This is a genomic window from Beijerinckia mobilis, assembly GCF_000745425.1.
GTDB lineage: Bacteria > Pseudomonadota > Alphaproteobacteria > Rhizobiales > Beijerinckiaceae > Beijerinckia > Beijerinckia mobilis.
On the sequence record NZ_JQJH01000002.1, the window covers coordinates 113376 to 137217 of the forward strand.

Here is a 23842-nt window from a genome sequence, read left to right on the forward strand (position 1 = left end):
TGAATGGTCATGGATGGGGAAGCGTTGAAGGAGCGGCATCTCCTGCCGATCCGTGTCTATTATGAGGACACGGATTTTTCCGGCATTGTCTACCACGCTTCCTATCTGCGCTTCATGGAGCGCGGCCGTACGGAATTGCTGCGCGCGCGGGGGATTTCGCAGATTCAACTGGCGGAAGGATCTTATGGCGATGCCTGTGCCTTCGTCGTAAGGGATATGAAAATTGATTTCCTGCGGCCGGGCCGGATGGACGATGAATTGCTCATCGAGACGACGATCGAGTCTGTCGGCGGTGCTTCGGTCTCCCTCAATCAGAGAGTTCTTCGCGAAGATACGATTCTGGTGACCGCGGCCGTCCGGCTTGCGGTGATCGGCAGTAATGGGCGCGCCAAAATCCTGCCGCCTCCCCTTATGGCCGTCCTGACGGGGCGTTGATCCTTTCAATCGCTCCTCCGGGACGTATCTGTCGGTAAAGAAAGAAGGTCATTGCAGAACCTCCGGTGCATTCCCGGAGGTTCTGTCGCGCGCGTGCAAAGGCTTTGCGGGGCAGACTTCGTAATTAGTCCTTAACCTTAAGGCGATAGGAAGATTTAAGGCGGTCCGTCACAGCCACGCTTGATGCCCGCGGCCTTCGAAAGAATGCTTTGGCCAGGCGTGCGATTTGCTGCGGGTTCAGCCGGAGAACGCGCGGCAGGCGTTGGGGAATGCTTGGGTCGCGGTGTGACGGAAGCCTGGTGGAAATAATCGGCTGCAAGATTTGCCTGAAACGGAAAGTCTAGAGCATTTTGTATTGATGGTGAATCGCTTCGCGATTCCATAGCTCTGAAAATGCTCTTGTTCTTTGAGTGGAGCGTTTCTGGATATATCCGAAACGCTCTAGGCTGATCTCTTGCCGCCTCACCGTCAAATGTGGGGGTAACAACAAAGCCTGTTCGAGAAGGGGCAAGGAAGCTGTTCGACGGATAGCCATTCGGGATCAATCCGTCGGTGGAAGAGAAGCAAAGCCGCAGAAATGACGGAATTTCGTACAAGGAAAGATCCTTGCGGCGAATGGCCCAAGAGCATTTTGGTTCGGATTGAATCGCTGCGCGATTCAAAAGCGTTGAAAATATTCTAATTTTTCCAGATGGAGAGTTCGGAAACATCCGAACATGCTCTAGGCTGCAGCTGTATGGTTTCCCGCTGCGCCTCCTCAAGCGTCGTTCACATGGATATCCCTGCCGGGGCGGCCGTATTCGGCGAAGACCTTCTTCGGAATGGCTCCGCTTTTCGGAACAGGCGGATGCGGTTACAAGATGCGATTACAAGCCGACGGCTTGGCTTGAGCGGGTTCTTGGACAACGCCCGGGCGGCCTTTTGCCGGGCAATGGTCTTGATCATGGATACGGGATTTCGAACAGCTTCTCTGCAAAACGGAAGTGTTTTCGGACATCTTGAATCGTCCGGCGGCTTTCTCCAAATCGGCAATGCTCTAGATATCGTTTCCGCCGCCGGGCTTCCGGTCACTCAACGAGGATGAATTCATGAATCCAGCCGATATCGCCGGCGCCGCCGTGCCGGTTACGGAAGTGTCATTGTTCAGCATGTTCTGGTCGGCGCATATCATTGTGAAATGCGTCATGCTGGGCCTTCTCGGCGCCTCTGTCTGGTGCTGGGCGATCATCATCAACAAGACACTTCTGTTCAAGAAATTCGACCGCGACACGGCGCGTTTCGAAGATATCTTCTGGTCCGGCACCTCGCTTGACGATCTCTATTCGACCTTATCCGCCAAGCCCGTCGCCGGAATGGCAAGTCTTTTTGTCGCCGGCATGCGCGAATGGAAACGCTCCATGCAGGGTGTCAGCTATTCCTTCCTCGGACTCCAGGCGCGGATCGAAAAGGCACTCGACGTCTCCATCGCGCGTGAGACGGAACGGCTCGAATCCTCGCTTCTCGTCCTCGCCACTGTGGCGTCGGCCGGCCCCTTCGTCGGCTTGTTCGGCACGGTCTGGGGTATCATGACATCGTTCCGTTCGATTGCCGCCTCGAAGAACACTTCTCTCGCCGTGGTGGCACCGGGCATTGCCGAGGCCTTGTTTGCGACGGCGATCGGCCTTTTCGCCGCCATTCCGGCGCTTATCGCCTATAACAAGCTGCAAAACGACGTCGCGCGCAAACAGGGCAAGCTCGAAGCCTTTGCCGATGAATTTTCCTCGATCCTGTCGCGCCAGATCGATCAGCACAGTCTCAATGATCGGGCTGCCTGAGGGAGACCAAATCCAGCACGGCAACAATCTCATCGTGGAGCGGCGGCTTCCGGCCCGCCCGATGCGAGCCTGAAGACAGACAGCGAAAGGACCAGCGATCATGGGCATGGCTTTGGCGGGCGGCCGCCGCGGGGGGCGTGGACGGCGGGGCGGCCACCGTTACGGCGCGATGGCGGATATCAACATGACGCCGTTCATCGACGTCATGCTCGTGCTGCTCATCATTTTCATGGTGGCGGCGCCTTTGCTCGCCACCGGCGTGCCGATCGATCTGCCGCAGACCAAGGCTGCCGCCCTGAATGTCGAGCACAAGCCGCTCTCCGTGGCGGTCGACGACAAGGGCGAGATTTTCGTCATGGACAAGCAGGTGGATACCTCGACGCTTGCCGCCGCCTTGAAGGATATGGCCAAGGAAGGCTTCGATGAACGCATCTATGTGCGCGGCGCCAATACGGTCAATTACGGCAAGATCGCCGAGGTCATGACGATCATCACCGGTGCGGGATACAAGAAAGTCGCGCTGGTTACCGATCCGAGCAAGAACTAAGGCTTTACGCCCCATGCCGCCGCGCGCAATGCATCGCTTTGATGAGGATCTCGACGAGCAGGAGCTGGACGAGGGCCGCGAGGAGCATCGTGGCGCCGGTCTCGCCGGCCCGCCGGCGGACGTTCGGTCTCTTACGGGGCAGAGTTTCTCGGGGCTTGGGCAGCGTCTTGTCGCGCGTCTGGGTGAAAAGCCCGGCTTCGGCGTCTCTCTTGCCGCGCATGGCGCCTTTCTCCTGGCCTTTCTGGTCTCTTTTTCGAGCGCGCCGCCGCTGCCGGACGCCGTCGAATCGATTCCGGTCGACATGGTCACGACCAGCGAACTCAACCAGATCATGAAGGGCGAGAAAACCGCCAAAACCGTCCAGCCGTCGCATCGTGCGGAAAAGGTCGCTGATCTCGCCGAATTACGCCCGCAGCCACCGCTCGCCGAGGCGAAGAAAGATGTGATGCCGCCTCCGCGGCCCGGCAAGCCGCAGCCGGAACCGGGCGACAGCGAAAAACCGCCGGAACAGGAAGCGGCAAAAACGCCGCCCGCGCCGCCGAAGCCGCCGGAACGTCCCGTTCAACCACCTCCGCGCCCTGTGCAGGAGGCTAAGGTCGAACCGCCGCCAGCGCCGAAATCACAGGCCAAGGCTGAACCCAAGTCTGAAGCGAAGCCGCAGCCGGTGCAGGACGCCGCCGAACCGTTGCCGGCACCGCGGCCGAAACCAGAAGTGCATAAGCCCGAACCGAAACCGGAAACCAAACCGGTGGAAAAGACGGCAGCAAAGCCGCACGAGGACAAACACAAGTTCACGCCGGATGCGGTAGCGAAATTGCTCGAGGCAACCACCAGTAATCCCGAGCCGCGCAAGACTGCCGCAAAGCCCGTGCAGAAGCCGAAATCCGGCTCCGAGGCGGCGACGGAGCCGAGCAAGTTCAACGCCTCCGATATCAGCCGCCTGCTCAGCGCGGAAGCGCCGCAGCGCAAGGCGTCGACCGGCAAGGTGCTGCAGCAGACCGCCTCTCTTGGCGCGCCCAATGCGAGCGCCTCGAAAATGTCGCCCTCCATGTGGGACCGGCTGGATAGCCTGCTGCAGGAACAATATAAGCAGTGCTGGAATTTCATCGGCCTCAACAAGCTGCATTATATACCGGAAATTCACGTGCAATATTCCGAGGATGGTGCACTGGTAGGCCAGCCGGTTCTGCTCAATCCGCCAGCGGATCCGCAAATGCGCGGCCTTGCCGAGAGCGCGTTGCGCGCGGTGCGCCGCTGCAACCCGCTGAAAATTCCTGCCCAATACCAGCCCTATTACGATCAATGGAAAGGCCGGATCGTCCGTTTCGATCCAGAGGAAATGCTGTGACCCCTGTTGCTCCCTGGCGCTCCCTTTTCCCGCATTCTTCGAGCGAGCCGCTGAATCCGCTTTTGAACGGGCCCTCGACAGGGCCCGGAACACTCGCTTCCGGAACACCCGCCGTGGCGCAGCCGATGAGCCGGCGCGCGGTGGCCAAACTCCTGTCCGGATTGGGTGCGGCGGCGCTTTCGGCTCCGCTCGCTTCGGTTCCGCTCTCTGTCGCGCCTCTCTCGGCAGCGCGTGCGCAGGACCGTTATCTCGACGTGCGGCCAGGCGGTGAATTCAAGCCGGTTTCGATCGCCGTCACGAATTTCGCCGGAGAAAACACCGGACCGAACCATCCCACCGGCGTCATCATCAACAACTTCCGCCACTCGGTCTTTCTCAATCCGCTCGATCCGAAAACCTTCATCAGCGACACGGCGCCTCTCGACCAGGCGCCGCAGATGGATCCCTGGAAGGCGATCAACGCGCAATTCGTGGTGACGGGGCGAAGCACGCGGACGGCCGATGGGCGATTGCAGACCGAATTCCGGCTATGGGACGTGACGAGCGGTCAGCAGATTGCCGGCCAGCAATATGTAACGGATCCGAGCAACGGCCGCCGTGTTGCCCATATCATTTCCGATACGATCTTTTCCCGCATCACCGGGGAAAAGGGCTTTTTCGATACACGCGTCGTCTTCGTCGATGAAACCGGGAGCCGCGACCGCCGCCGCAAGCGTCTCGCCATCATGGACCAGGACGGCGCCAATGTGCGTTATCTGACGCGCGGCGACGATCTCGTCGTGACGCCGCGTTTCTCGCCCTCGTCACAAGACATCACCTATATGTCGTTTGGCGCGGCCGATCCAAAAGTGCTTCTGCTCAATATCGAGACAGGCCAGCGCGAGGTTGTCGGCAATTTTCCCGGCATGACCTTTTCGCCGCGCTTTTCGCCGGACGGGCAGAAAATCGTGATGTCGCTGTCGCAAGGCGCCTCTTCCAATTTGTTCACCATGGATTTGCGCTCGCGCAATACGACGCGGCTTTCCGATTCGAGCTCGATCGACACCTCGCCTTCCTATTCGCCGGATGGTGCGCAGATCGCTTTCGAGTCCGATCGCGGCGGCACCCAGCAAATCTATATCATGTCGTCTTCCGGCAGCGCACCGCGCCGCGTTTCCTTCGGGGACGGGCGCTATTCGACGCCAGTATGGTCACCGCGCGGCGATTACATCGCCTTCACACGGCAAAAGGGTAGCAGTTTCGGTATCGGTGTCATGAAGCCGGACGGATCGGGGGAGCGCATCCTGACCGAAGGGTTCCACAACGAGGGGCCGACCTGGGCGCCGAACGGTCTGTTCCTTATGTTCTTCCGGGACGTGCCGGGCCAGGGTGGTCCGCGCCTTTTCATGGTCGATCTTTATGGACGTGGCGAATTTCCGGTGCCGACTCCGAGCTATGCGTCGGACCCGGCGTGGAGTCCGCTACTGAATTGACGCTTTGCGCCAGGCGCCTTTGGCCGGGTCTTTTGACCATAAATGGTGTGATCAATGAGGTCTGGCTGATCTCTTCGTCATTGGCGCTTGCGGTCGTAACCCATTCCGCCGCTATTCCCGGTGACGCATGGTTCCAATCCCATCGTTTTTGTCGCAGGAACTCGAAATTCAGTAACGAATACGCAACTTTACTGCTGCAGTATCAGGCTCGGGCAGGTTCAAGGACAAGCTTTCGGAAGGCACCGGAGCATTTTCCGATGATATTGAATCGCTTTGCGATTTCATAGCCGTGAAAATGCTCTGGTTTTTTGAGTGGAGCGGTTCTGGATTCCTCCGCAACGCTCTAGGCGTGTTCTTCCGGCTCACATGCGCCAGAAAGCCGGCACGCCTCAGGTGGCACTCGAAAAGCGACCAACCTCTCCGCCGCCCGGCTAGAGATCTGGCTAAGGCTTGGCTGAGACTGGCCCGGCCTTCCTCTCGCTCCTGCGTGGCGGCCTTGAATTGATGACCCGTGTAAAGCTTGCTGGGTTGGAGCTTGCAGTATGAAAACGCGCGATAATATCATGCGCCTCAAGCGTTTTTACATGGAAGAAAAACGCCGCCGCGTCATGCAGATTGAAGCCATGGTCGCGGAATTCTTGCATATGGCGGAAGATCTCGCCCAGGAAATTGCCGCCGAGGAACACAAGGCCGGTGTTTCCGATCCGGACCATTTCGCCTATCCCACTTATGCCCGCGCCGCCCGGACGCGGCGGGATAATCTTCTGCGTTCGGCCGAGGAACTGAACCATCAATTGATCGAAGCCCGTCAGTCTCTCGCGGAAGCCCTCGCCGATCTCGACAAGCTTCCTGCGATCGACGGCCGTGAAAGAAATGACGCCGCGACGGATGATGAGTTTCAGACGGCGACGATCGTTCCGTTCAGTTTGCGCTCACGGGAGGCCTGAAGGCGCGCCGCTTACGCATCGTGGCCGCTTTACAGATCGTTCCGGATATATCCGGCACTGTCCCACTCGAAAATCAAAGCATTTTCAAAGCAATGAGATCGCAAAACGATTAAAATTCATGGGAAAATGCTGTAGAAGCATCCAGATCCTTTTGAATCATTTCCATCGAACGAAAGCATTTCCTCCCGGCCTGAATGAGGCTGCGGCTCGAACCGCCAAGGCAGCCAAGTCGATCCGGAAGGACGTGCTTTCGCTAGACTTGTTCAGCTTTGCGTAGCTCTAAAGAGTGAGGAACGCGCAGGCGATCTATTTTATTTCTAGTTCATCGTTCCCATGTCATGGTGGCGTCCGGCATGAATTAGGTGCCGGTGTCCGAATCACCAGACGGGAACCCATCATGCAAAAGATTTATCGTTCCGGTTCATTGCTCGGCGGCTTCGCCCTCGTGAGCCTTTTCAGCCTGGGAACCGCCTTCGCCGGCGGCACGCCGAGCGACGCGGCTGGCGCGCAGGGCCATAATGCGCCTTCGATCGCTGCGCCAACGACGGGCATCAGCGAGGGCGATCCCAACGCAAAGATCCTGCCCTATAGCGCGCTTGACGAGAATGACGCGACCAAGGAAGCCGAAGCCGCTCGCCAGTCACCGGCAAAATAAGGCAGACCTTCTAGCAGTCTGTCCCTCGGCGGCTTTGAACGCGAGTTGATGACAGCGAATGGCCCTCTCTGAAACCGTGGGTGTTTTCAGAGAGTGTGAACCGAGATGCGAGAGCGTTCCGGAAATATCCGGAACGTTCCTTTAAAAAATCCGAGCGTTTTAAAACATTTTAAAACAAGGGAATCGCGAAGCGATTCAACGTCATCGGAGAATGCTCCAGTCGCCCGCAGCAACGGAGCCACGCTTCCGAACCAGGTGCGATCCCGGGCCGGAAGCTTGAACCGGATATCATGACAGGGCGAATTCGATAGCTCTTCTCGTCATGGCCGGCTCTCATTCAAATTAGATGCTATCGAAGAGGAAACGTCATGCAAAGTAAGACAGGATTTGGGGCCCTATGGATTGCTTTCGCCGCCGCGAGTTTCATGGCGACGGGCGTAGCTCTTGCCGGTGGAACGCCCAATGATGCAGCAGGCGCCCAAGGCCATGATGCTCCCTCCTCCGCGGAGCCGACGCAGGCTGTCAGTGAAGGTCTGCCGGACGCCAAGGTCCTGCCGGATGATCCCGAACCGCAACATTATCAGGAAGAAACGGTCCCTCGGCGCCATTGAATACCAAAAGTATTACCTGCCGCGCGAACCCGCAAGAGAAGTGCTCTTCGGGTTCGTTCTGTTTCCGCAGGAAAGAACGCCGCATTCCTGCAAGGGCTTTCTTTGCACTTGCTGAAACCGTTTCAAAAAGCGTGATCGGTTGCGCTGATGCCCGTATGTCCGGATGGATGGCGGAATTCGCACGGAAAGCGGCGCCGGATCCGGCTTTTGCCTTTCCCCCTCCCGGCCATTCGTTCTAAGACGGCGGCGGAAATTTCGGGAAACGGCTTGCCCTTTCCTATCGTCGATGAGTGGACCTGCCGATGACCGCGCGTCTTGCACCCTATGGCACCTGGGTTTCTCCGGTGACGACCGATCTCATGACCGAAGCGGCGGTCGGTCTCGGTGGTCTGACGGTTGATGGTTCCGATGTCTATTGGTTGGAAACGCGCCCGAGCGAGGGCGGCCGCGCGACGCTTCTCCAGAGACGGCGCGACGGCGCGATCGTCGAGCGCACTCCGGCTCCGCTTTATGTCGGCACGAGGGTGCATGAATATGGCGGCGGCGCCTTTGCGGTACAGAAGGGCACGATCGTCTTCAGCGACCGCCGGGACGGATCGGTCTGGCTGATCGAAGGCGAGGGTGCCCCGCGTCAGATTCCGACGCAGCCCAATTGCCGCTACGCCGATTTCATTTTCGATCCGCTGCATCCGCGGCTTTTGTGCATTCGCGAGGATCATCGGGTCACCGCCGCAGAGCCCGGTGTTCATGTCGACACCAAGGCGACCATCGTGTCGCTGCCACTCGATGCATCCGACAAGGAGCGGGTGATTGTCGAGGGGCCGGATTTCCTGAGTTCTCCGCGGCTGTCGCCCGACGGCAAGCATCTCGTCTTTTTGTCCTGGGATCATCCCAATATGCCCTGGGACTGGACGCGGCTGCATCTCGCACCAATGACGCTTTACGGTTCGATCACCCCGGCGGTCATCCTGGCCGGACGCGATCGTGAATCGATCGTGCAGCCGGCCTTTTCGCCCGATGGCACGCTGCATTTCTGTTCCGACCGAACCGGCTGGTGGAACCTTTATGTGCTGCGCGGCGACAAGATCCTGCCTGTGGCCCCCGTCGAGGCCGAGATCGGCGGTCCGCATTGGGTCTTCGCCCAGCATTATTACGCTTTTCTCTCCGACACGCGGCTCATTGCCGCCATCGTGCGCAACGGTATCCGTACCGCCTGTATCATCGAGAACGGAACGATCGAGGATTTGCCGCTCGGCCAGGTACTTGATTGTCCGCAACCTTTGGCTTTCGACGACAGGGTGCGGGGTATCGGAGGCGGGGCAGAACAGGAACTCGCTTTCATCGCGACGCCGCCGACCGCGCCGCCGGCGCTGAAACGCGCCGCACACCTTCATGATTCCGCCCCCGAAATCCTGCGCGTCTCGGCGCCTCCGGTGATTCCGGAGGGGTCGATTTCGATTGGCGAACCGATCGATTATCCAAGCCGCGGCACGATCGCCCATGCCTTCTGGTATGCACCGAAAAATGCCGATTACAATGCGCCGGAAGGCACGCTGCCGCCGCTGGTGGTGCTGTCGCATGGGGGGCCGACCAGCATGACCACCAATCATTTCGCGCTTGCCGTACAATGGTGGACGAGCCGGGGATTTGGTGTGGTCGATGTCAATTATGGTGGCTCGACCGGCTATGGACGCGATTACCGGCGCGCGCTCGACGGCCAATGGGGCATTGTCGATGTCGAGGATTGCCGGGCGGCGGCGCTCCATCTAGCAGCGAAGGGTCTCGTCGATCCGCAACGGCTCGTCATTCGCGGCGGCAGCGCCGGCGGCTTCACCACGCTGGCGGCCCTGACCAGCACCGATACATTCAAGGCTGGCGCCAGCCTTTATGGCGTCGCTGATCTGATGCTGCTCGCGCGCGATACGCATAAATTCGAATCCCGCTATCTCGACGGGCTGGTCGGGCCCTTGCCCGAAGCGGAGTCGCTTTATGCGGAGCGCTCGCCGATCAATCACATCGACAGGCTCGCCTGCCCGGTGATCTTCTTCCAGGGCGAGGATGACAAAACAGTGCCGCCGAACCAGGCGGAAACCATGGTGGCGGCGTTAGAAGCCCGGCATCTGCCCGTCGCCTTCTATCTGTTCGCTGGGGAAGGCCATGGGTTCCGCAAGGCGGAGACGCAGCGCCGCGTGCTCGATCTCGAACTCGGCTTTTATGGTCGCGTCTTCGGTTTCGAGCCGCCTGGCTTGAGCGAGCGCGTCGTCATTCGTGATTTGCCGTTTCCCATTTCGTGATACCGCTGACATCGGCCGTGGCGGCGGCTTTGGCTACTGCCTGGCCGTTGAGACGCAGATCCGGCGCGATCTCGGCAAGCGGCAGCAGCACGAAGGGACGGTTGAACAATTCCTTATGGGGCAGGACGAGATCGGGCTCATCGCGATTTTCGGTGCCATAAAACAGGATATCGATATCGATCAGGCGCGGCCCCCAGCGCAGGGTCTGCCGCCGCCCCATATCCCGTTCGATCTGTTTGAGTGCCGCCAGCAATTCATGCGGATCGAGGCGGGTGACGGCGAGCGCACAGGCATTGGCGAAATCCTCCTGCTCCGCAAAGCCCCAGGGCGGCGTGCGATAGAGCGAGGACATGGAGAGGATGCGGGCTATACCACGCTCCTCGATGAGGCGTTTCGCCGTTTCGATATTTTGCGCCCGCGCTCCGATATTGCTGCCGAAGCCGAGGCCGATCGTGATGTCCGTCTCAGGCATGGTCGATCGCCGCAAGGATTTTGAAGGCGGCCGCATGAATTTCGACATTGTGAACGCGGAAGACCGCTGCGCCGCGTGCCGCCGCCGCGAGATTGGCGGCGAGCGTGCCGATATCGCGATGCGCGACATCAGCGCCGAGCAGGGCGCCGATGAAGGATTTGCGCGACAGGCCGACGAGAATAGGCAGGCCGTAATCCGCGATCCCATCGAGCCGGCGCAGGACGAGGAGGTTTTGCGCCGCCGTTTTGCCGAAACCGATGCCGGGGTCGAGCATGATGCGGCTTGCCGGAATGCCGGCTTTGGCGGCACGTTCGAGGCTGTCATCGAAAGCGCGGCGCAGATCGCCGAGAATATCGATGCCGGGATCAACGGCCTCCCGATTATGCATGATGATGAGGCCCGCTCCCGCTTCCGCCACCACACCGGCCATGGCGGGATCGCGGCGCAGGCCCCAGATATCGTTGACGATCGATGCGCCTTGCGCAAGCGCATAACGGGCTGTGGCGGCCTTCATCGTATCGATAGAAACGGGTCTCTCCACTGCGGCGCAGATGGCTGCGAGCGGCGCAAGCCTCCGGATTTCCTCCTCCGCCGGAATGGGCGTGAAGCCGGGGCGGGTCGATTCGGCACCGATATCGACAATATCCGCGCCCTCAGTTGCTAGAAGACGGGCGTGTTCGATCGCGGCATCGGCGCTGTCGAAGCGGCCACCGTCGGAAAAGGAATCCGGCGTGAGATTCAAAATGCCCATGATGACGGGTCTTTCCCGGCAGAGGGCGAAAAGGCGATCGCACCGCGCCGTGTGATCGGCGCGGTGCGTAGATTCGTTGGTCATTGCGGAATGGCTTTCTATGCGGACGGGCGCAGAAGCTGGGAGGACTGGACGCTTCTGGTGACGAAGCCGACGCCTCCCAGCGGTCCAAACCCGATCAGCAATGCTTTATCCTGAAGTGGTGCATTTCAAAAGCATTCGGCTGAGCGTCTCAATCATCATAATCGATATAGGCGAAGGCGGGATCGCTTGGGGTGCCTTCTAGCGGTCCGGAGTCGCGGCTCGGCTGCCAGAAGATGACATCCTCGATCTTGCGGGCGAGCGCGAAATCCTTCTCGGTGATGCCGCGCGGCGTATGGGTCGAAAGCGCAATCTCGACGCCGCCATAGGAGAGATGGATTTCGGGATGATGCCATGCGGCCTCGCAGAGATGACCGACCGTATTGACTACCATCAGGGTCGCTTTCCAGCCGCTGGTCTTGTAGCGCCGGCGGATGGCGCCGTCGGCGAAAAACCAGCACGGCAGATCGAGGAGGCGGGTCTCCACCTCGGCGGTGCCAAAGACATGACCAAATAGCACGTCGCTCATGAAATCCTCCCTGCCTGCCGTCTCAAGCCGCGGCACAGTTCAGAACCGGCTGCCTCCTCTTTTCCTGACCGCCCGTCCCGGGGAGCCGGTCAGGAAGCGAGACGGGGGAAGAGCGGCTTGCGGGAGCGTTCGCGGATGAGTTCGATGCCGACGATAGCATCGAGGACGTCGAGTTTCTCGATGCGAATGCGCGCTTCTCTCACTCTGTCGTGCCGCAACAGGGCTTCGGCAAGATCTTCCGCCAGAGTTTCTAGCACGACGACATGGCCGCGGGCGAGAAGCAGTTCGATCCGATCGATGATCAGATCATAGGAAAATACGTCCCGAACTGATTCCGCACGCTCCGAAAGCCGTTCGATGGCGAGATCGACATTGATACGAACCCTTTGCGGCGCCGCTCGTTCCGCCGCATAGGCGCCAATCGACATGGTACGGATGAGGTCATGGACGAAAATGCGATCGGTTGCGACTGCGCTGCAGGTCTCGTCGTCGATGCTGTTTTCGGGCACCGTGTCAAGGATATCGTCTTGCGGCGCATCAGCCGGCTCTGTTTCGCTTCCGCGCGGGAGCATCGACCGCACCAGCGAGAGCGATGCAGGATCGAAGTCCGCCTCGAGACTATGGCCGAAGCGCAAGGCTCGGCCAAAGGATAAGAAGTCCGGCGCGAGCACCATGAGCCGGGTTATGTCGGGCGTCTCGAGCGCGCCGGTAAAACCCGTCTCGAGCGAAACCGCATGGCAAGCCTCGGCGAAATCAAGCAGGGCGACAATTCCGACTTTCCGTAACAGCCGGGGCTCGGTGAAAGCTGCGCCGGGTTCCGCGGCATCGAGCATGGCGCCGCGAAAATGCAGGGAGGCGAGCCAGGCGAGATCCTCTTTGGTCCAGCCTGTCGCCGCCGAAAAGACGCCATAGAGCTGGCCCTGTGGCAGATGCGCCACGAGCCGCTCGACGCGCACACGCGCGTCTTCGTCGAGCTTGCCGAGACGGAGGAAGAACCGCCCGATATGGTGCGCCACGTCAGCGAGTTCAACGGGCGTTGCCTCCTTGAGCAAAAGCCCCAACCGTTCCGGTTCGTGCGGTGCGGCAATCGCCGCAATGGCGCGCGCATCGAAGCCGGGTTTGTCCTGTATTGAAGGATCGATCAGGCAGAAATCGACGCCTGTATCGAAGGCCTGTTCGATTTCATCCGAATTTTTCACAACGGCTTGCATCACGGTCATCGGCACATCCCCAATAATCGCCAATAATCGCCAATAATCGTTATGAGGCGGCCGCGATCGCTTAGCGCAAAATCGGTTGCCATGACAGGGGGCGTTATGGCCGTAAAGCGAAAGAGCCCGATCTCGATGCTGGCTCATCGAGATCGGGCATCGTTAGAAGACGCCGGTGCGGGATGTCAGTCGATAAGTGCAGCTTCACGCCGGGCGCTTGCCGGGGGCATGACTTCCTCGCGGAATCGCTGGACAATTTCCTTGGCGCGCGTCCGGTCGAGGCAGGCGAGCTTCATCCCGATTCCGCCGATCGGCAGGGCACCTGAGAGATCCGCGAGTTTTTGCCGGCAGGTTTCCGGCGAGCCGATGATCGAATGGGTGAGCGCATTGTCGAGGGAGACCGGGCTCGAGGCCGCGCCCGGATTGGCGAATTCGCGCATGCGGATAAAGAATCGCTCGAGCGCCGGTAATGCCACGCGCATCGCCTCTTCATCGGTATCGGCGATGCAGACATTGCGCAGAATGACGAGGTCCGGTGTCGTATGATTGCCGGTCGAGCGGTAAGTCGCGAGCAGGGTGTTGATCATCGGTACCGACCAGGAATGGCCGGCCATCAACCCGAAGCCGTAACGCCCGGCATCGGTGACCGTATCCATGGAGGCCGAGGCGATCCAGATTGGCAGCGGCTTGTGGACCGGGCGCGGATAGATGGTGAGATTGCGCGCCGTGTAAAATTGCCCCTCGAACGTGACGTCCTCGCCGCGCAACAGGGCCATCAGGAAATCAGTCGCCTCGCGGGCTCTCGCGGCGGCTTCTTCGGCGGGAATGCCGAAATGCGCATATTGCGAGGGAAACGGGCCGCCGCGCGCAATGCCGACGCCAAACCGCCCCTTGCCGAGAATATCAAGCGTCGCAAGATCCTCGGCGAGACGCACCGGATGGTGTAGTGGTGTCAGCACGGCGGCCGAACCGATACGGATGGTGCGCGTGATGCCGAGGTAATAGGCGATCAAGGGCAGGATCGAGGCCGATTGGGTGAAGGAATTGAAATGATGTTCGGAGACCCAAACTTCATCGAGTCCACAGGTCTCGGCATGCTGGACGAGGTCCGTCTGCGCATGGAAGCCGGCAGCGCCTTCGTCTTCATCCTGTTCCAGATTGGCAAAAAGACCAAGCCGCATGAAGTCGCCTTTCCTCCCGTGGGCCGAGATATTGCCCAGGCCATGAGCAAATTACCAAATGGTCAACGAAGAGGAAAGCACGATCACGAATCTTTCGCAACCTGACGGATTGTCGGCTCGTCCGGAATGAATTGAAGCGGTCTTCGTTGCGTTGGGAAATCTCTACGGGGGCGATAGTGGCGATAGTCGGTGATTGGTGGTCGTGAAAGCGTAAACAAGAAAATGCGTGGATCGCGCTCATCAAGATCCACACTATCCGGCGGAATGCTGCTGCCCGCTGTCGTTAAAAGGTAAGGTGATGAGTCAAACTCATCACCTTTTGGTGTTAGCTGGCGGGTCGGTTCTGTCGGCGGTTCTCAGAACCGGCATAATTCCAGATGGGAGCCCTCAAGACGCCGCCGCGACCGCCGGCGTCTTGGACACGAAATAGGCATTGACCGAAAGGCAGAACTCTTTCCAGGCCGCCGCAATATCGCGCAGAATGGCTTGCAGATAATCCTTGGAGGGCTTGTCCTCGCCCGGGAAGTTCGACAAAGCGCAGGAGGTCCGGTTGTATTGGATCACCGCGTCGATCAGGAATTGGATGAAGCCGTCGAACGACTTGAGGATTTGCGGGGTGAGATCGGAGCGGCCTTTATCGATCGCTATGCCCTGCATGTCGAAGGGCAGGCTTTCGAGCTGCAGCAAGGCTTCCGAAAACACCTGTTCCACAGTGGCGACCATGGCGCGCTGGGTGACGATTTCCTTGTCCGGGCTCGCCATCAGCTTGTTGAGCGTGGTGCGGTAGGTGTCGAGTACGTTATTCTGACGGTTTGCGACCCATTGGCCGAATTGAGCGACACTGTCCACGTTGGAAATTCCTTCCTTGCCGGGCTGCAGGGGAACGACGACGGCGGGAGCGAAACGGCCGACATCGCGGGCGAGGCGGCGCGCGGAATCGAGCGCGCCTTCCATATAGCCGCCGGCATAGGTCGCCGTTTCCGATCCGCCGAGGAACAATTTGCCGTCCCAGAGCACCTGCCGCAGGAAGGGATTGCCGTAATGGGGATGATCGTCCGGGCGGATCTGGTCATGCCGCGTGGCAGTGAATTCCTCCGCCGCCCAATCCTGATAATGCTGCTCGCCATGCTCATATTGAGGGCCGAAGACCTGCCCCATCTGATTGCCCATCAGCATCGGCAGACCGGCTGCGAAGGAGGTGCGCAGGGCGGGCGCGAGCGCGAGAAAACCGCCGAGAGCGGCGCGCGTGCCGGTGGCGTCGCAGGCGTCGAAGATTTCGCCGAACACCGCCTGTTCATGGGTGACGAAGGCATTGCCGGAGCGGCCCTCTTCGCGCCAGCCGGGCTTGTCATAGGCGAGGACGCCCTTGGCCTCGCCGGCCATCCAGGTATAGGTCTCCTGCATCGCCTGAATGAGATTGTCGGGCAGGCTCGGCTCGAAACGCACATGTTCCTCGACGATGCGCGGCGGCATGGCGAGCACCACGCGGCGCGCCTCGACCACCGCATCATTGCGGAAATGCAGTTCGACATGGTCGCCGCGATCGATGACCGCTTTGAGGGCGAAGCCGAGATGGATCGTGTCGGCTGGAATTTTGGCGGCGAGCGCCTCGATGACCGTGGCCATGCCGCCCTCGACGCGGCGGGCGCCGGCATGCACATTTTCGACTTCCGTCGGTACCGGCTGTTTGTCGTGGTCATGCAGACGCAGCACAGTGCCGTTGTCGTTCTGCAGGAAGGTGATGAGGCCGAGGTCAGCCACCAGCTTGGTCATGCCGGGCTGTGTCTCGGGCCAGTACCAGGTCGGGCCGAGGTCGAGACGCATGCTGGCCTTTTCGGATGGGACGGAAAGCACGCGGCCGCCGAGACGATCGCGGGCCTCGTAAAGGGCGAAGGACCGGCCCTGGGCCTGCAGGGCCACGGCCAGCGAGAGACCGCACAGACCGCCGCCGACGATGACTGTCTCAAGCATGGATTGTCTCCGGTAAAAGAAAGGAGGGAATTGCTAGCACAGAACTAGCAATTCCCGCGCCCAATTTTTCACGTGCGTCCGTAAATCGGGTGCTGTGCCGGGCCGGGCGCGTCAGCGCTGCGGGACGATGATGAGGCGTTCGACCGGGTTGCCCTCGATGAAATGCGACTGGATGATCTCGTCGATGTCTTCGGGCTTTTCGGGATGGTACCAGATGCCTTCCGGATAGACGACCATCAGCGGGCCGGCCTGGCAGAAGCTGAGGCAGCCGGTCATCGTCATGCTGACACCGGGCAATTGCTTGGCATCGAGCTTCTGGCTCAGTCTCTCCCACAGGGGCTGCGCGCCGCGTTCCATGCAGCTGCCGCGCGGATGGCCGGCCGGACGCTTCGTGGAGCAGGTAAAGATATGATATTTGAAGACTTGCGGAATTTCGAGGGTCATCGTCTCGTCCGGGTTGAGGCCATGGGAGTGGCGCGTGATCGGCAGCTGAGAGCGCCAGAGAGGGTGGCAAACATGAGCGGCGGGACCAAAAGGCCAATGTTTTCCGCGCGGAACTCGCTTGGAATCATTCAAATCCCGTGCCGCTCAAGCCCATGGTCCCATGTGTTTGGGATCGTGGCGCTGGCATCCCGTTTCCGCCTTTGTTTACCCGGCGTCGCGCGGCTCCGGGCCACTGCGGCGTGAGGAATATCCTTCCCTAGAGCCCCCTGAGAGCGAGAGGCCACCATGGTATCAAAATGGTTCGTGCCGATTTTGCTATTCTTCCTGGCTTTGCTTTGCGACGGAACGGGACTGCTCGCGGCGGATTTCCTGACCGAGGTCGATGCCGGCCATATGCGCGGCGTCCTGCAGGGTGACAAGGTCATCCTCGATCTGCCGGAAAATCCCTCTACCGGTTATCGCTGGACGCTCGCCATCGTCCCCGCCAATGCTGCCGATATAACGCGCGACCGTTTCATCGCGGGCGAGCGGGGCAGCAATGGCCGGCCGAGCCGGGTCGGCATGGAAGGCACACGGCGTTTCAGTCTTCGCATCCATCATCGGGGGAGGATAAGACTCGATGCCCGGCTCTGGCGGCATTGGGAAGGTGCCGGATCGGTCAAGCGGCACCTGCGTTTTTCCTTGTGGTCCCGCTAAAAAGTCTGGGATGTTTCGAAACTGGAAAACGGATCATCCGATAGACGCAAGCTGAGAATCTCCCGCCGATGCCGGCGCATGCGCGGCAAAGGCTGAGCCGATGAGCATCAGGCAGGGGCCGTCGGGAGCCATTGCGGCGGCGGCGGTGGGTAATGTCGCGATGGTGCCATGGATCGAACGCTCGCCGGTCTGTGTCGCACGTTCGATCAGCACGGCGGGCGTCGCGGGATCAATGCCTTCGGCGAGCAGCCGGGCCGCGAGCGCGGGCAGCGTCTTTACCCCCATATAGACCACTGTCGAGGCGCGGGGATCGCACAGCGCCTTCCAATCCATATCCTGCGGCAGGCTGCCGTCCTTGGCATGGGCGGTGATGAATTGCAGCCGCCGCGCCTTGTCGCGTTCGGTCAGCGACAGGCGCAGGCTCGCGGCGGCTCCGAGCGCCGCCGTAATGCCCGGCACGACCTCGACCTCGATGCCTGCCGCGAGCAGCGCGGCAATTTCCTCATTGGCGCGGCCGAAAATCATCGGATCACCACCCTTGAGCCGCACCACGCGCTTGCCTGCGAGCCCCAGTTCGACGAGGCGTTCGGTGATGTGATCCTGGCGGCAGGAGGGCCGGTAGCCGCGTTTGCCGACGGCGATTTTCTCCGCCTCCCGCCGCGCCATATCGACAATGCGCGGTGAGACGAGATCGTCGAAAAGCACGACATCGGCCTCCTGCAGCACGCGCAGGGCCTTGAGGGTCAGCAATTCGGGATCGCCAGGTCCCGCGCCGACGAGGCTCACGCGGCCTTTCCGGCCAATCTCCGCGCCATTATCAGCCGCATTTTCTGGTTCGTGTCCGCTAAGCGTCAGAAAACGGTCGAAATCTGCTTCTTGCGGCGGCGCCCCGCCGGAAAGCGCCGCCTGGCTGAACAGGCTCCAGAAACGGCGCGGATCCTTTGGTTTTTGTTGCTGCAGCCGTTTGCGCCAGCCGCGCGCGGCCGTGAGCCAGTGTGCAAGGCCCGGCGGCAGCCAGCTTTCGAGCCGGACGCGCAAGGCGAGCGCCAGGGATGGCGCGAGACCGGCGGTGGAAATGCCAATGACCAGTGGCGATTGGTCGAGGATCGCTCCGAACTGGAAATCCGACCAGCGCGGCTTGTCGATGATGTTCAAGGGAACGCGGGCCTCGCTGGCGAGTGCACGCAGATCCGCCGCGCCGGCATCATCCGGGCAATCGGCGATGAGCAGGACCGCATCGTGCAGATCGGCGCTCGTGACGGCGCGCCGATGCCACAGGATGGGTGCTCCGCTTTCCTTTGCATCCTGGGAGACCGTGTTTTCCGCAGAATCGGCGAGAAAATTGGCAAGAAAATCAGCAAGCCGCGGTTGCGGTTCCGCCGCGCAAAAGGTGAGCATGGCGCCCGCCTTGCGGAGTAATTGCGCTTTCCAGACGAGGGTTTCGCCATTGCCCGCGAGAACGATCCGGCGGCCGCCGAGGGGAAAGAACAGAGGCAGACAGGCGAGTTCGGGCTCCGGGGCGTCTGATTTTAGTCTCTCGGACTCACGGGTTTCGGGCTTCAAGGTCTCGTTTGGCCTTTCGTCGAATACGTGGACCTCAATCATGGCTGCCTTGCGGCCTTTCCGTCTCGTTTGATCGCCTCAACATTTTCCGTGACGTTGAACCGCGTCGCGGAGCCCTGGCTTTGAAAACAAGCTGTTTTTGAGCGGAGCGGTTCCGGATAAATCCGATCCATCATACCCGGATTTTGCAGGAATTTCGTGTCCCGTTCCTGCAAACCATCCCCTTTCGATGAGTTGCGGGGGTACCGCCTCATGTCTTTGAGATGGTGGTATATGAGGTTTTTCACACGAGTCATGCGGAAAAACCGCTGAGGGCTTCATGCCTGTTCAACGCAGGACTTAATCGCCGATGCGACCCCTATCAAGCAAGTCCAGGCCCGGTGCGGCTGCTCTTCTCGTGCTCTGCGGGATCATCATGAGCGTGATGCCGGGAAATGTCCGTGGGGCGAACTCCTTTGGCGCGGGCGCACGGGCCGATTCCGCCGTGGGCGACCACGTCGGAGACACCAAGGCCAATCCAGCCAGTCCGGTCTTTCTGCCTTCGTTCTGGGATCCGGGTCACCTGCCTGAAAAACCTGTGGCCACCGAACCCGAAACCATCCGGTTCCTGACGGAATCGGACAATCCGCCGTTTCATTTCACGCTGGAAGACGGTTCGCTCGTAGGCTTCGACGTCGATCTTGCCCGCGCGGTCTGTGCTGAACTGCAGCGGACCTGCACGATTCAGGCGCGCCCCTTCGACATGCTGGAACCGGCGCTTGCGGCGCATGAGGGCGATGTGCTGCTCGCCTCGCTGCGCGTCGATCGTGGCCTGCGGCCGGGCCTTGCCTTTACCGCGCCCTATTATACGACGCCTGCGCATTTTGCGGCGCGCCGGGGCATCCGGCTTGACGCCACGCCCGAGGGACTTGCCGGCAAGACTATCGGAGTCGAGGGCAAGACTGTGCATGAAGCCTATCTCACGGCCTTTTTTCCGGATGTCGTTCGCAAATCCTTTCCCACTCTCGCGCTCGCCCAGGAAGCCTTGCGCAAGGGTGAGATTGACGCTTTGTTCGGCGATGGCATTCTTCTCGCGCTCTGGCTGAACGGAACGGATTCGGAAGAATGCTGCCAGTTCCAGGGTGGCCCCTACACGGAAAGCGCCTATTTTGGCGAGGGAATCGGTATGGCCTTGCGCGAGGAGGACCAGGAGTTGCGCCGGCTCCTCGATTATGGCCTCGCCCGCGTTGCCGAAAAAGGCACCTATGCGGAACTTTATCTCAAATATTTTCCGCTCGGGTTTTATTGAAGCAAAGACGGGAAGCGGGCCGGGAATCAAGCGGGGCCAAGCATACGCCCGGAGCATACGCCCGGCGCATAGCCCGGCCCCATTGTCGGGGCCCTGGCGACGGCGGGCTTCGCTCCTGCGATCAGAAGGTCACTTTCACACCGGCATAGAGAGACAGTGGCTGTGCCGCAGTGATCGTTCGCGCGTCATTGGTGAAGGGGATGCCGGTCACCAATTGGGCATTGGTGTCGGTCTGGTAGAAGGCGCCGTAAGTCGCGTAATGATTGTTGGTGGCATTGTTGATGAGGCCGAAGAACTGGATGTGATCGTTGACGTCGTAGGAGGCGTGCAGATTGAGCGTCCAATACATTGGCAATTGCGGATTCTGGTTGGATTCATCGCCGATGTAATATTGCGGTCCGACGATCAGCACGTCGCCGCCGATCTTGAGTTTCGGTGTGACACGGTAGTCAGCACCCATCTTCAGAAGATGACGGGGAATCCCCGGAATATGATTGCCGGGATGGACGGTAATGTCACCGTTTTCATCCGCATAGGGATTGTTTGGCGAGGCGAGCGTTCCGGTGAACCGGTAGGTCGCGTCGACATAACCGTAATTGAGATAGGCGAGCCAGTCGCCGGTCTGGAATTGGACGCCGAGTTCAACACCCTGGCGCAAAGTCCCGGGAACATTGGCGTAATAGCCGCGTCCCGGAATGGTGCTGGCTAGCGAGAGAATGTCATTCGTGTTCTGGGTGTGGAAATAGCCGGCCTTCCAGCTGATGAGCCCATCGCCCAGAACGGTTTCGGCGCCGCGCAGACCCGCCTCCACTGTGTGTGAGACAACCTGCTGCAAAGGCGGATCCGAAGTCAGGGAGTTTTCGAGGAGACAAGGCTGCAACGGATTGGCACAATCGAGTTCGAGTGGCGTCGGGGCGCGATTGGCTTCCGAATAGCCGGCATAGGCGGTCAGGGTCGGCAGGATACGCCAGCTGATGCCGGCAACCGGATTGATGCGGGAAAAGGCGGAATTGATATTGAGTTCGCTCTCATATCCCGTCGCATCGGCGGTATTGATCACGGCTATGTTCAGGCGCCCACCGCCGGTGATTGAGACATTCGGCAAAATATCGAATGTATCCAGTGCATAGACACCGTAATAGGTCGTGTGGCCGGTCAGATAGGTCGGCACATAGCCGAGATTGCCGTCGGTGCGGATGATCGAGCCGGCGCCTGGAAAGCCCGAGGCTTGAACGGAGAAATCCGAAGTGATCTGCCCCAGCGTACTTGTGGAGCTGAAGCTCAGCTGGCTGCGGTCGACGCTGCCGCCGAAGGTCAGATGATTGTCATGGCCGAACAGCTTTTCGGTATCGGTCGCCTGAAGGGCGGCTCCGACACTCAGCGAATGGACATAGGTCCGGTCGATCGTGCCATAGGCGACACCATCCTGATAGGGGATGGTATTTCCCTGCTGGTCGCGGATCACGAACAGGTTGCGGAAAGCCTGTGTTTTGGATCCGCCGTTGAGCAGATAGTCGAAATTATCATCCTGGAGGCAGAGCTGACCGGGATAGGAGGAGCGGCTGCTGCACCCCTCGACATCCGCGTCATTGCCGTCCGTGTGGACCTGCTTGAACGCGCGCATGTAGAAATTGCTGTTGATCGTCCAGTCGGCGTTCAGCGGGAACCGCCCGGTGAGGGCGAGCGAGCCGGCCTGATTGTCTGTTGATTGCGGCGAGGTGAAGACGCTGCGATAATCATTGCTGACGAGGGCAAAGGGTGTCGGGCCGACGACTCCGAGAACGGTCTGGCCGCCATTGGCGATGAAATGCAGCTCCGCATCCGGCGTGCGGTAGCCGAGATCGCCATAGAGGCGAACCTGTGACGAGGCGGAATGATAACGCCAGCCGCCGTCACGTGTCGCGTCGGCGGTGAAATAAAGGCTGAAATCGTCGATCTGCTTGCCATATTGCAGCATGCCGCTGACGCGGCCGAACGAGCCGCCCATCGTTTGCGCTTCAAATCCCTGCCAGGTGAAACCATTCTTCATCTGGATACTCACCGCGCCGCCGAGTGCATTGAGGCCGAAGGCGGGATTGTTGCTGGAAATATCCATGCGCTCTATGGCTTGCGGCGGCACGAGATCCCAATTGACGGTATCGCCGAAGGCTTCATTGATGCGCATGCCGTTCTGATAGACCGCAAGACCCTGCGGCGTGCCCTGGCGCGGCGAGGCGACGAAGCCGTGATAGAAGAAATCCTGTGCCAGCGGATTGCCGTTGACGTCGATCGACACCGCCGTCGGTGTCCGTGCCTGCATCGTATCGGTGACATTGGGTGAATAAGTGCGCTGGAAATCGCGCGGCTCCAGCGTTTGCGTCGTGGAGGGCAGCTTATCGCGATCAATGCCCGTGCCGATGCCGGAAAGCGGCGACACCGCCACGATCTCGATGGGTGGCAGGGAAACGGTCGTCGCCTCCTGCGCATGGAGGGGAAGACAAGGGAGGGAGCAGATGGCGATGCCGAGGCCGAGACGAGGAGAAACCCGGTTTTTCATGAGACGCAAACAGCTTTTATGAATTCGTAAAACGAAAGCTAAATCTTTTGTAACGAATGAGCAATCTATCGAAAAGATAAAGTCACAATAATACTGTCTGACGAAAGAAAAAATCGCTTATTGTTCCGCTGCGGGGAAAAGTTCCTCATCGAAAGTGGAAAAGTTCCTGAGATTAATACTTATTTTCCGTCGCCTCTTCTGTCATTCCTATCAAGGGGGCTTGCCGGCCGTGGCTCACCACTCACCTGTTGTCCTTATTGCGCCGTTCCACGGCGAATTTGATTAAGGCGGCGCTTGTCGCAATGCCGAGTTTCTGCTTCAGCGCGGAAATGAGATTGGCCACGGTTTTGTAGCTCAGTGACAGCGCCTGGGCGATCTCGCCGATATTCATCCCCTGGCCCAGATGCGAGACGACTTCGCGCTCACGTTCGGTCAGATTGCGTAATGGGTCGGGTTCCTGCCGTTCCGACAAGGCGAGCGTCTGCGCTACCGTCCGTCCGAGATAAAGGTCGCCTGCCAGGACCTTGTCGGTCGCCTGCAGGATCATGTCGGGATCATCGTTTTTCGTCACATAGCCGCGGGCGCCGAGCTGCAGCGCCCGTGTGACGAAGCTACGCGCCTCATACATGCTGAAGACGATGATCCGCGCGGCGCTGTTGTCGCGCAGTAGATCGGGAATCATGTCGAGCCCTGTGGCGTCGGGCAGTTCCACGTCCAAAATAATGATATCGGGTTTGAGCGCCGCATTGAGGGCCGCGCCGGCTTCCGCCGAGGCCGCTTCATGAATTTCGAAATGCGGCCGGCGTCCAAACAGGCGCCGGCATCCGTCGCGCACGATCGGATGATCCTCGACCAACAGGATGCGCGCCGGTTTCTCATCGGCGAGCGGAGCCACCATCATATCCTGCATCCTGTATCCCTCCCCTGCTGAACGCGGTTCCTTTCACGGATTTTTCATTCGCGCCAGTCCCTTTTAGTTCGGGAGCATGCCGGATT

The 23842-nt window shown here is 60.0% G+C and carries 21 protein-coding genes; 11 read left to right on the top strand and 10 right to left on the bottom strand.

What is annotated here, in order from left to right; genetic code table 11:
- The first annotated feature begins 3 nt into the window (after positions 1-3).
- From ybgC to DL88_RS02770, 9 genes are all read left to right on the top strand, one after another.
- On the top strand, positions 4-435 hold the full coding sequence (ybgC, locus tag DL88_RS02725; protein WP_280949193.1) for a tol-pal system-associated acyl-CoA thioesterase: 432 nt from the start codon (positions 4-6) through the stop codon (positions 433-435).
- A gap of 1088 nt (positions 436-1523) precedes the next feature.
- On the top strand, positions 1524-2249 hold the full coding sequence (tolQ, locus tag DL88_RS02735; RefSeq protein WP_034991435.1) for a protein TolQ: 726 nt from the start codon (positions 1524-1526) through the stop codon (positions 2247-2249).
- 100 nt (positions 2250-2349) lie between these two features.
- The gene (locus DL88_RS02740) at positions 2350-2796 is read left to right on the top strand and encodes an ExbD/TolR family protein (protein ID WP_034991437.1); all 447 of its coding nucleotides are present in this window, start codon (positions 2350-2352) and stop codon (positions 2794-2796) included.
- Between the two features lie 13 nt (positions 2797-2809).
- Positions 2810-4144: a cell envelope integrity protein TolA gene (gene tolA / locus DL88_RS02745; RefSeq protein ID WP_245270591.1), complete on the top strand. Its 1335-nt coding sequence runs from the start codon at positions 2810-2812 to the stop codon at positions 4142-4144.
- A 125-nt stretch (positions 4145-4269) separates the two neighbouring features.
- The gene (gene tolB, locus DL88_RS02750) at positions 4270-5616 is read left to right on the top strand and encodes a Tol-Pal system beta propeller repeat protein TolB (protein ID WP_156970924.1); all 1347 of its coding nucleotides are present in this window, start codon (positions 4270-4272) and stop codon (positions 5614-5616) included.
- Between the two features lie 542 nt (positions 5617-6158).
- Positions 6159-6563 carry a flagellar export protein FliJ gene (locus tag DL88_RS02755; RefSeq protein ID WP_034991438.1) on the top strand — a complete coding sequence of 135 codons (405 nt, stop codon included), beginning with the start codon at positions 6159-6161 and terminating at the stop codon, positions 6561-6563.
- Positions 6564-6960: 397 nt separating this feature from the next.
- Positions 6961-7218 carry a hypothetical protein gene (locus tag DL88_RS02760; RefSeq protein WP_034991439.1) on the top strand — a complete coding sequence of 86 codons (258 nt, stop codon included), beginning with the start codon at positions 6961-6963 and terminating at the stop codon, positions 7216-7218.
- A 368-nt stretch (positions 7219-7586) separates the two neighbouring features.
- Complete coding sequence (locus DL88_RS02765; RefSeq protein WP_034991441.1) at positions 7587-7829, top strand: hypothetical protein; 243 nt, start codon at positions 7587-7589, stop codon at positions 7827-7829.
- 302 nt (positions 7830-8131) lie between these two features.
- Positions 8132-10123 carry a dipeptidyl-peptidase 5 gene (locus DL88_RS02770; protein WP_034992033.1) on the top strand — a complete coding sequence of 664 codons (1992 nt, stop codon included), beginning with the start codon at positions 8132-8134 and terminating at the stop codon, positions 10121-10123.
- Here DL88_RS02770 and folK read toward each other — a convergent pair.
- The 7 genes from folK to DL88_RS02805 all read right to left on the bottom strand — a co-directional run bounded on the left by folK (position 10092) and on the right by DL88_RS02805 (position 16763).
- Positions 10092-10595, bottom strand: a complete 504-nt coding sequence (gene folK / locus DL88_RS02775; protein ID WP_210165255.1) for a 2-amino-4-hydroxy-6-hydroxymethyldihydropteridine diphosphokinase — start codon at positions 10593-10595, stop codon at positions 10092-10094. The genes DL88_RS02770 and folK overlap by 32 nt on opposite strands.
- Positions 10588-11430: a dihydropteroate synthase gene (gene folP, locus DL88_RS02780; RefSeq protein ID WP_034991442.1), complete on the bottom strand. Its 843-nt coding sequence runs from the start codon at positions 11428-11430 to the stop codon at positions 10588-10590. The genes folK and folP overlap by 8 nt, the downstream gene beginning before the upstream one ends.
- Positions 11431-11578: 148 nt before the next feature.
- Positions 11579-11956: a 4a-hydroxytetrahydrobiopterin dehydratase gene (locus DL88_RS02785; RefSeq protein ID WP_034992038.1), complete on the bottom strand. Its 378-nt coding sequence runs from the start codon at positions 11954-11956 to the stop codon at positions 11579-11581.
- 89 nt (positions 11957-12045) lie between these two features.
- The gene (locus DL88_RS02790) at positions 12046-13176 is read right to left on the bottom strand and encodes a dihydroneopterin aldolase (RefSeq protein ID WP_051955515.1); all 1131 of its coding nucleotides are present in this window, start codon (positions 13174-13176) and stop codon (positions 12046-12048) included.
- 176 nt (positions 13177-13352) lie between these two features.
- Positions 13353-14348, bottom strand: a complete 996-nt coding sequence (locus tag DL88_RS02795; protein ID WP_034991443.1) for an LLM class flavin-dependent oxidoreductase — start codon at positions 14346-14348, stop codon at positions 13353-13355.
- 387 nt (positions 14349-14735) lie between these two features.
- Entirely contained in the window at positions 14736-16319 is a 1584-nt protein-coding gene (locus DL88_RS02800; RefSeq protein WP_034991444.1) for a flavin monoamine oxidase family protein, read from the bottom strand.
- A 111-nt stretch (positions 16320-16430) separates the two neighbouring features.
- Positions 16431-16763 carry a (2Fe-2S) ferredoxin domain-containing protein gene (locus DL88_RS02805; protein WP_034991446.1) on the bottom strand — a complete coding sequence of 111 codons (333 nt, stop codon included), beginning with the start codon at positions 16761-16763 and terminating at the stop codon, positions 16431-16433.
- Positions 16764-17048: 285 nt separating this feature from the next.
- Between DL88_RS02805 and DL88_RS02810 the strand changes: the two genes are divergently transcribed.
- Complete coding sequence (locus tag DL88_RS02810; RefSeq protein ID WP_034991449.1) at positions 17049-17459, top strand: protease inhibitor I42 family protein; 411 nt, start codon at positions 17049-17051, stop codon at positions 17457-17459.
- A 33-nt stretch (positions 17460-17492) separates the two neighbouring features.
- On the opposite strand, the gene cysG is transcribed toward DL88_RS02810, so the two are convergent.
- Positions 17493-19064 carry a siroheme synthase CysG gene (cysG, locus tag DL88_RS02815; RefSeq protein WP_051955516.1) on the bottom strand — a complete coding sequence of 524 codons (1572 nt, stop codon included), beginning with the start codon at positions 19062-19064 and terminating at the stop codon, positions 17493-17495.
- A 373-nt stretch (positions 19065-19437) separates the two neighbouring features.
- Here cysG and DL88_RS02820 point away from each other — a divergent pair, with 373 nt between their 5' ends.
- Complete coding sequence (locus DL88_RS02820; protein ID WP_245270592.1) at positions 19438-20310, top strand: transporter substrate-binding domain-containing protein; 873 nt, start codon at positions 19438-19440, stop codon at positions 20308-20310.
- Between the two features lie 121 nt (positions 20311-20431).
- Here DL88_RS02820 and DL88_RS02825 read toward each other — a convergent pair whose 3' ends face one another.
- Both DL88_RS02825 and DL88_RS02830 read right to left on the bottom strand, forming a co-directional pair.
- Positions 20432-22846: a TonB-dependent receptor gene (locus tag DL88_RS02825; RefSeq protein WP_034991454.1), complete on the bottom strand. Its 2415-nt coding sequence runs from the start codon at positions 22844-22846 to the stop codon at positions 20432-20434.
- Positions 22847-23087: 241 nt separating this feature from the next.
- A complete protein-coding gene (locus DL88_RS02830) occupies positions 23088-23747 on the bottom strand; it encodes a response regulator (protein WP_245270594.1) in 660 nt (219 codons plus the stop codon).
- Positions 23748-23842 lie beyond the last annotated feature (95 nt).

Excerpts from the sequence above, each read along its gene's own strand:
- ybgC (WP_280949193.1), top strand. The coding sequence starts at position 4 with ATGGTCATGGATGGGGAAGCGTTGAAGGAGCGGCATCTCCTGCCGATC.
- tolQ (WP_034991435.1), top strand. The coding sequence starts at position 1,524 with ATGAATCCAGCCGATATCGCCGGCGCCGCCGTGCCGGTTACGGAAGTG.
- DL88_RS02740 (WP_034991437.1), top strand. The coding sequence starts at position 2,350 with ATGGGCATGGCTTTGGCGGGCGGCCGCCGCGGGGGGCGTGGACGGCGG.
- tolA (WP_245270591.1), top strand. The coding sequence starts at position 2,810 with ATGCCGCCGCGCGCAATGCATCGCTTTGATGAGGATCTCGACGAGCAG.
- tolB (WP_156970924.1), top strand. The coding sequence starts at position 4,270 with ATGAGCCGGCGCGCGGTGGCCAAACTCCTGTCCGGATTGGGTGCGGCG.
- DL88_RS02755 (WP_034991438.1), top strand. The coding sequence starts at position 6,159 with ATGAAAACGCGCGATAATATCATGCGCCTCAAGCGTTTTTACATGGAA.
- DL88_RS02760 (WP_034991439.1), top strand. The coding sequence starts at position 6,961 with ATGCAAAAGATTTATCGTTCCGGTTCATTGCTCGGCGGCTTCGCCCTC.
- DL88_RS02765 (WP_034991441.1), top strand. The coding sequence starts at position 7,587 with ATGCAAAGTAAGACAGGATTTGGGGCCCTATGGATTGCTTTCGCCGCC.
- DL88_RS02770 (WP_034992033.1), top strand. The coding sequence starts at position 8,132 with ATGACCGCGCGTCTTGCACCCTATGGCACCTGGGTTTCTCCGGTGACG.
- folK (WP_210165255.1), bottom strand. The coding sequence starts at position 10,595 with ATGCCTGAGACGGACATCACGATCGGCCTCGGCTTCGGCAGCAATATC.
- folP (WP_034991442.1), bottom strand. The coding sequence starts at position 11,430 with ATGACCAACGAATCTACGCACCGCGCCGATCACACGGCGCGGTGCGAT.
- DL88_RS02785 (WP_034992038.1), bottom strand. The coding sequence starts at position 11,956 with ATGAGCGACGTGCTATTTGGTCATGTCTTTGGCACCGCCGAGGTGGAG.
- DL88_RS02790 (WP_051955515.1), bottom strand. The coding sequence starts at position 13,176 with ATGACCGTGATGCAAGCCGTTGTGAAAAATTCGGATGAAATCGAACAG.
- DL88_RS02795 (WP_034991443.1), bottom strand. The coding sequence starts at position 14,348 with ATGCGGCTTGGTCTTTTTGCCAATCTGGAACAGGATGAAGACGAAGGC.
- DL88_RS02800 (WP_034991444.1), bottom strand. The coding sequence starts at position 16,319 with ATGCTTGAGACAGTCATCGTCGGCGGCGGTCTGTGCGGTCTCTCGCTG.
- DL88_RS02805 (WP_034991446.1), bottom strand. The coding sequence starts at position 16,763 with ATGACCCTCGAAATTCCGCAAGTCTTCAAATATCATATCTTTACCTGC.
- DL88_RS02810 (WP_034991449.1), top strand. The coding sequence starts at position 17,049 with ATGGTATCAAAATGGTTCGTGCCGATTTTGCTATTCTTCCTGGCTTTG.
- cysG (WP_051955516.1), bottom strand. The coding sequence starts at position 19,064 with ATGATTGAGGTCCACGTATTCGACGAAAGGCCAAACGAGACCTTGAAG.
- DL88_RS02820 (WP_245270592.1), top strand. The coding sequence starts at position 19,438 with ATGAGCGTGATGCCGGGAAATGTCCGTGGGGCGAACTCCTTTGGCGCG.
- DL88_RS02825 (WP_034991454.1), bottom strand. The coding sequence starts at position 22,846 with ATGAAAAACCGGGTTTCTCCTCGTCTCGGCCTCGGCATCGCCATCTGC.
- DL88_RS02830 (WP_245270594.1), bottom strand. The coding sequence starts at position 23,747 with ATGATGGTGGCTCCGCTCGCCGATGAGAAACCGGCGCGCATCCTGTTG.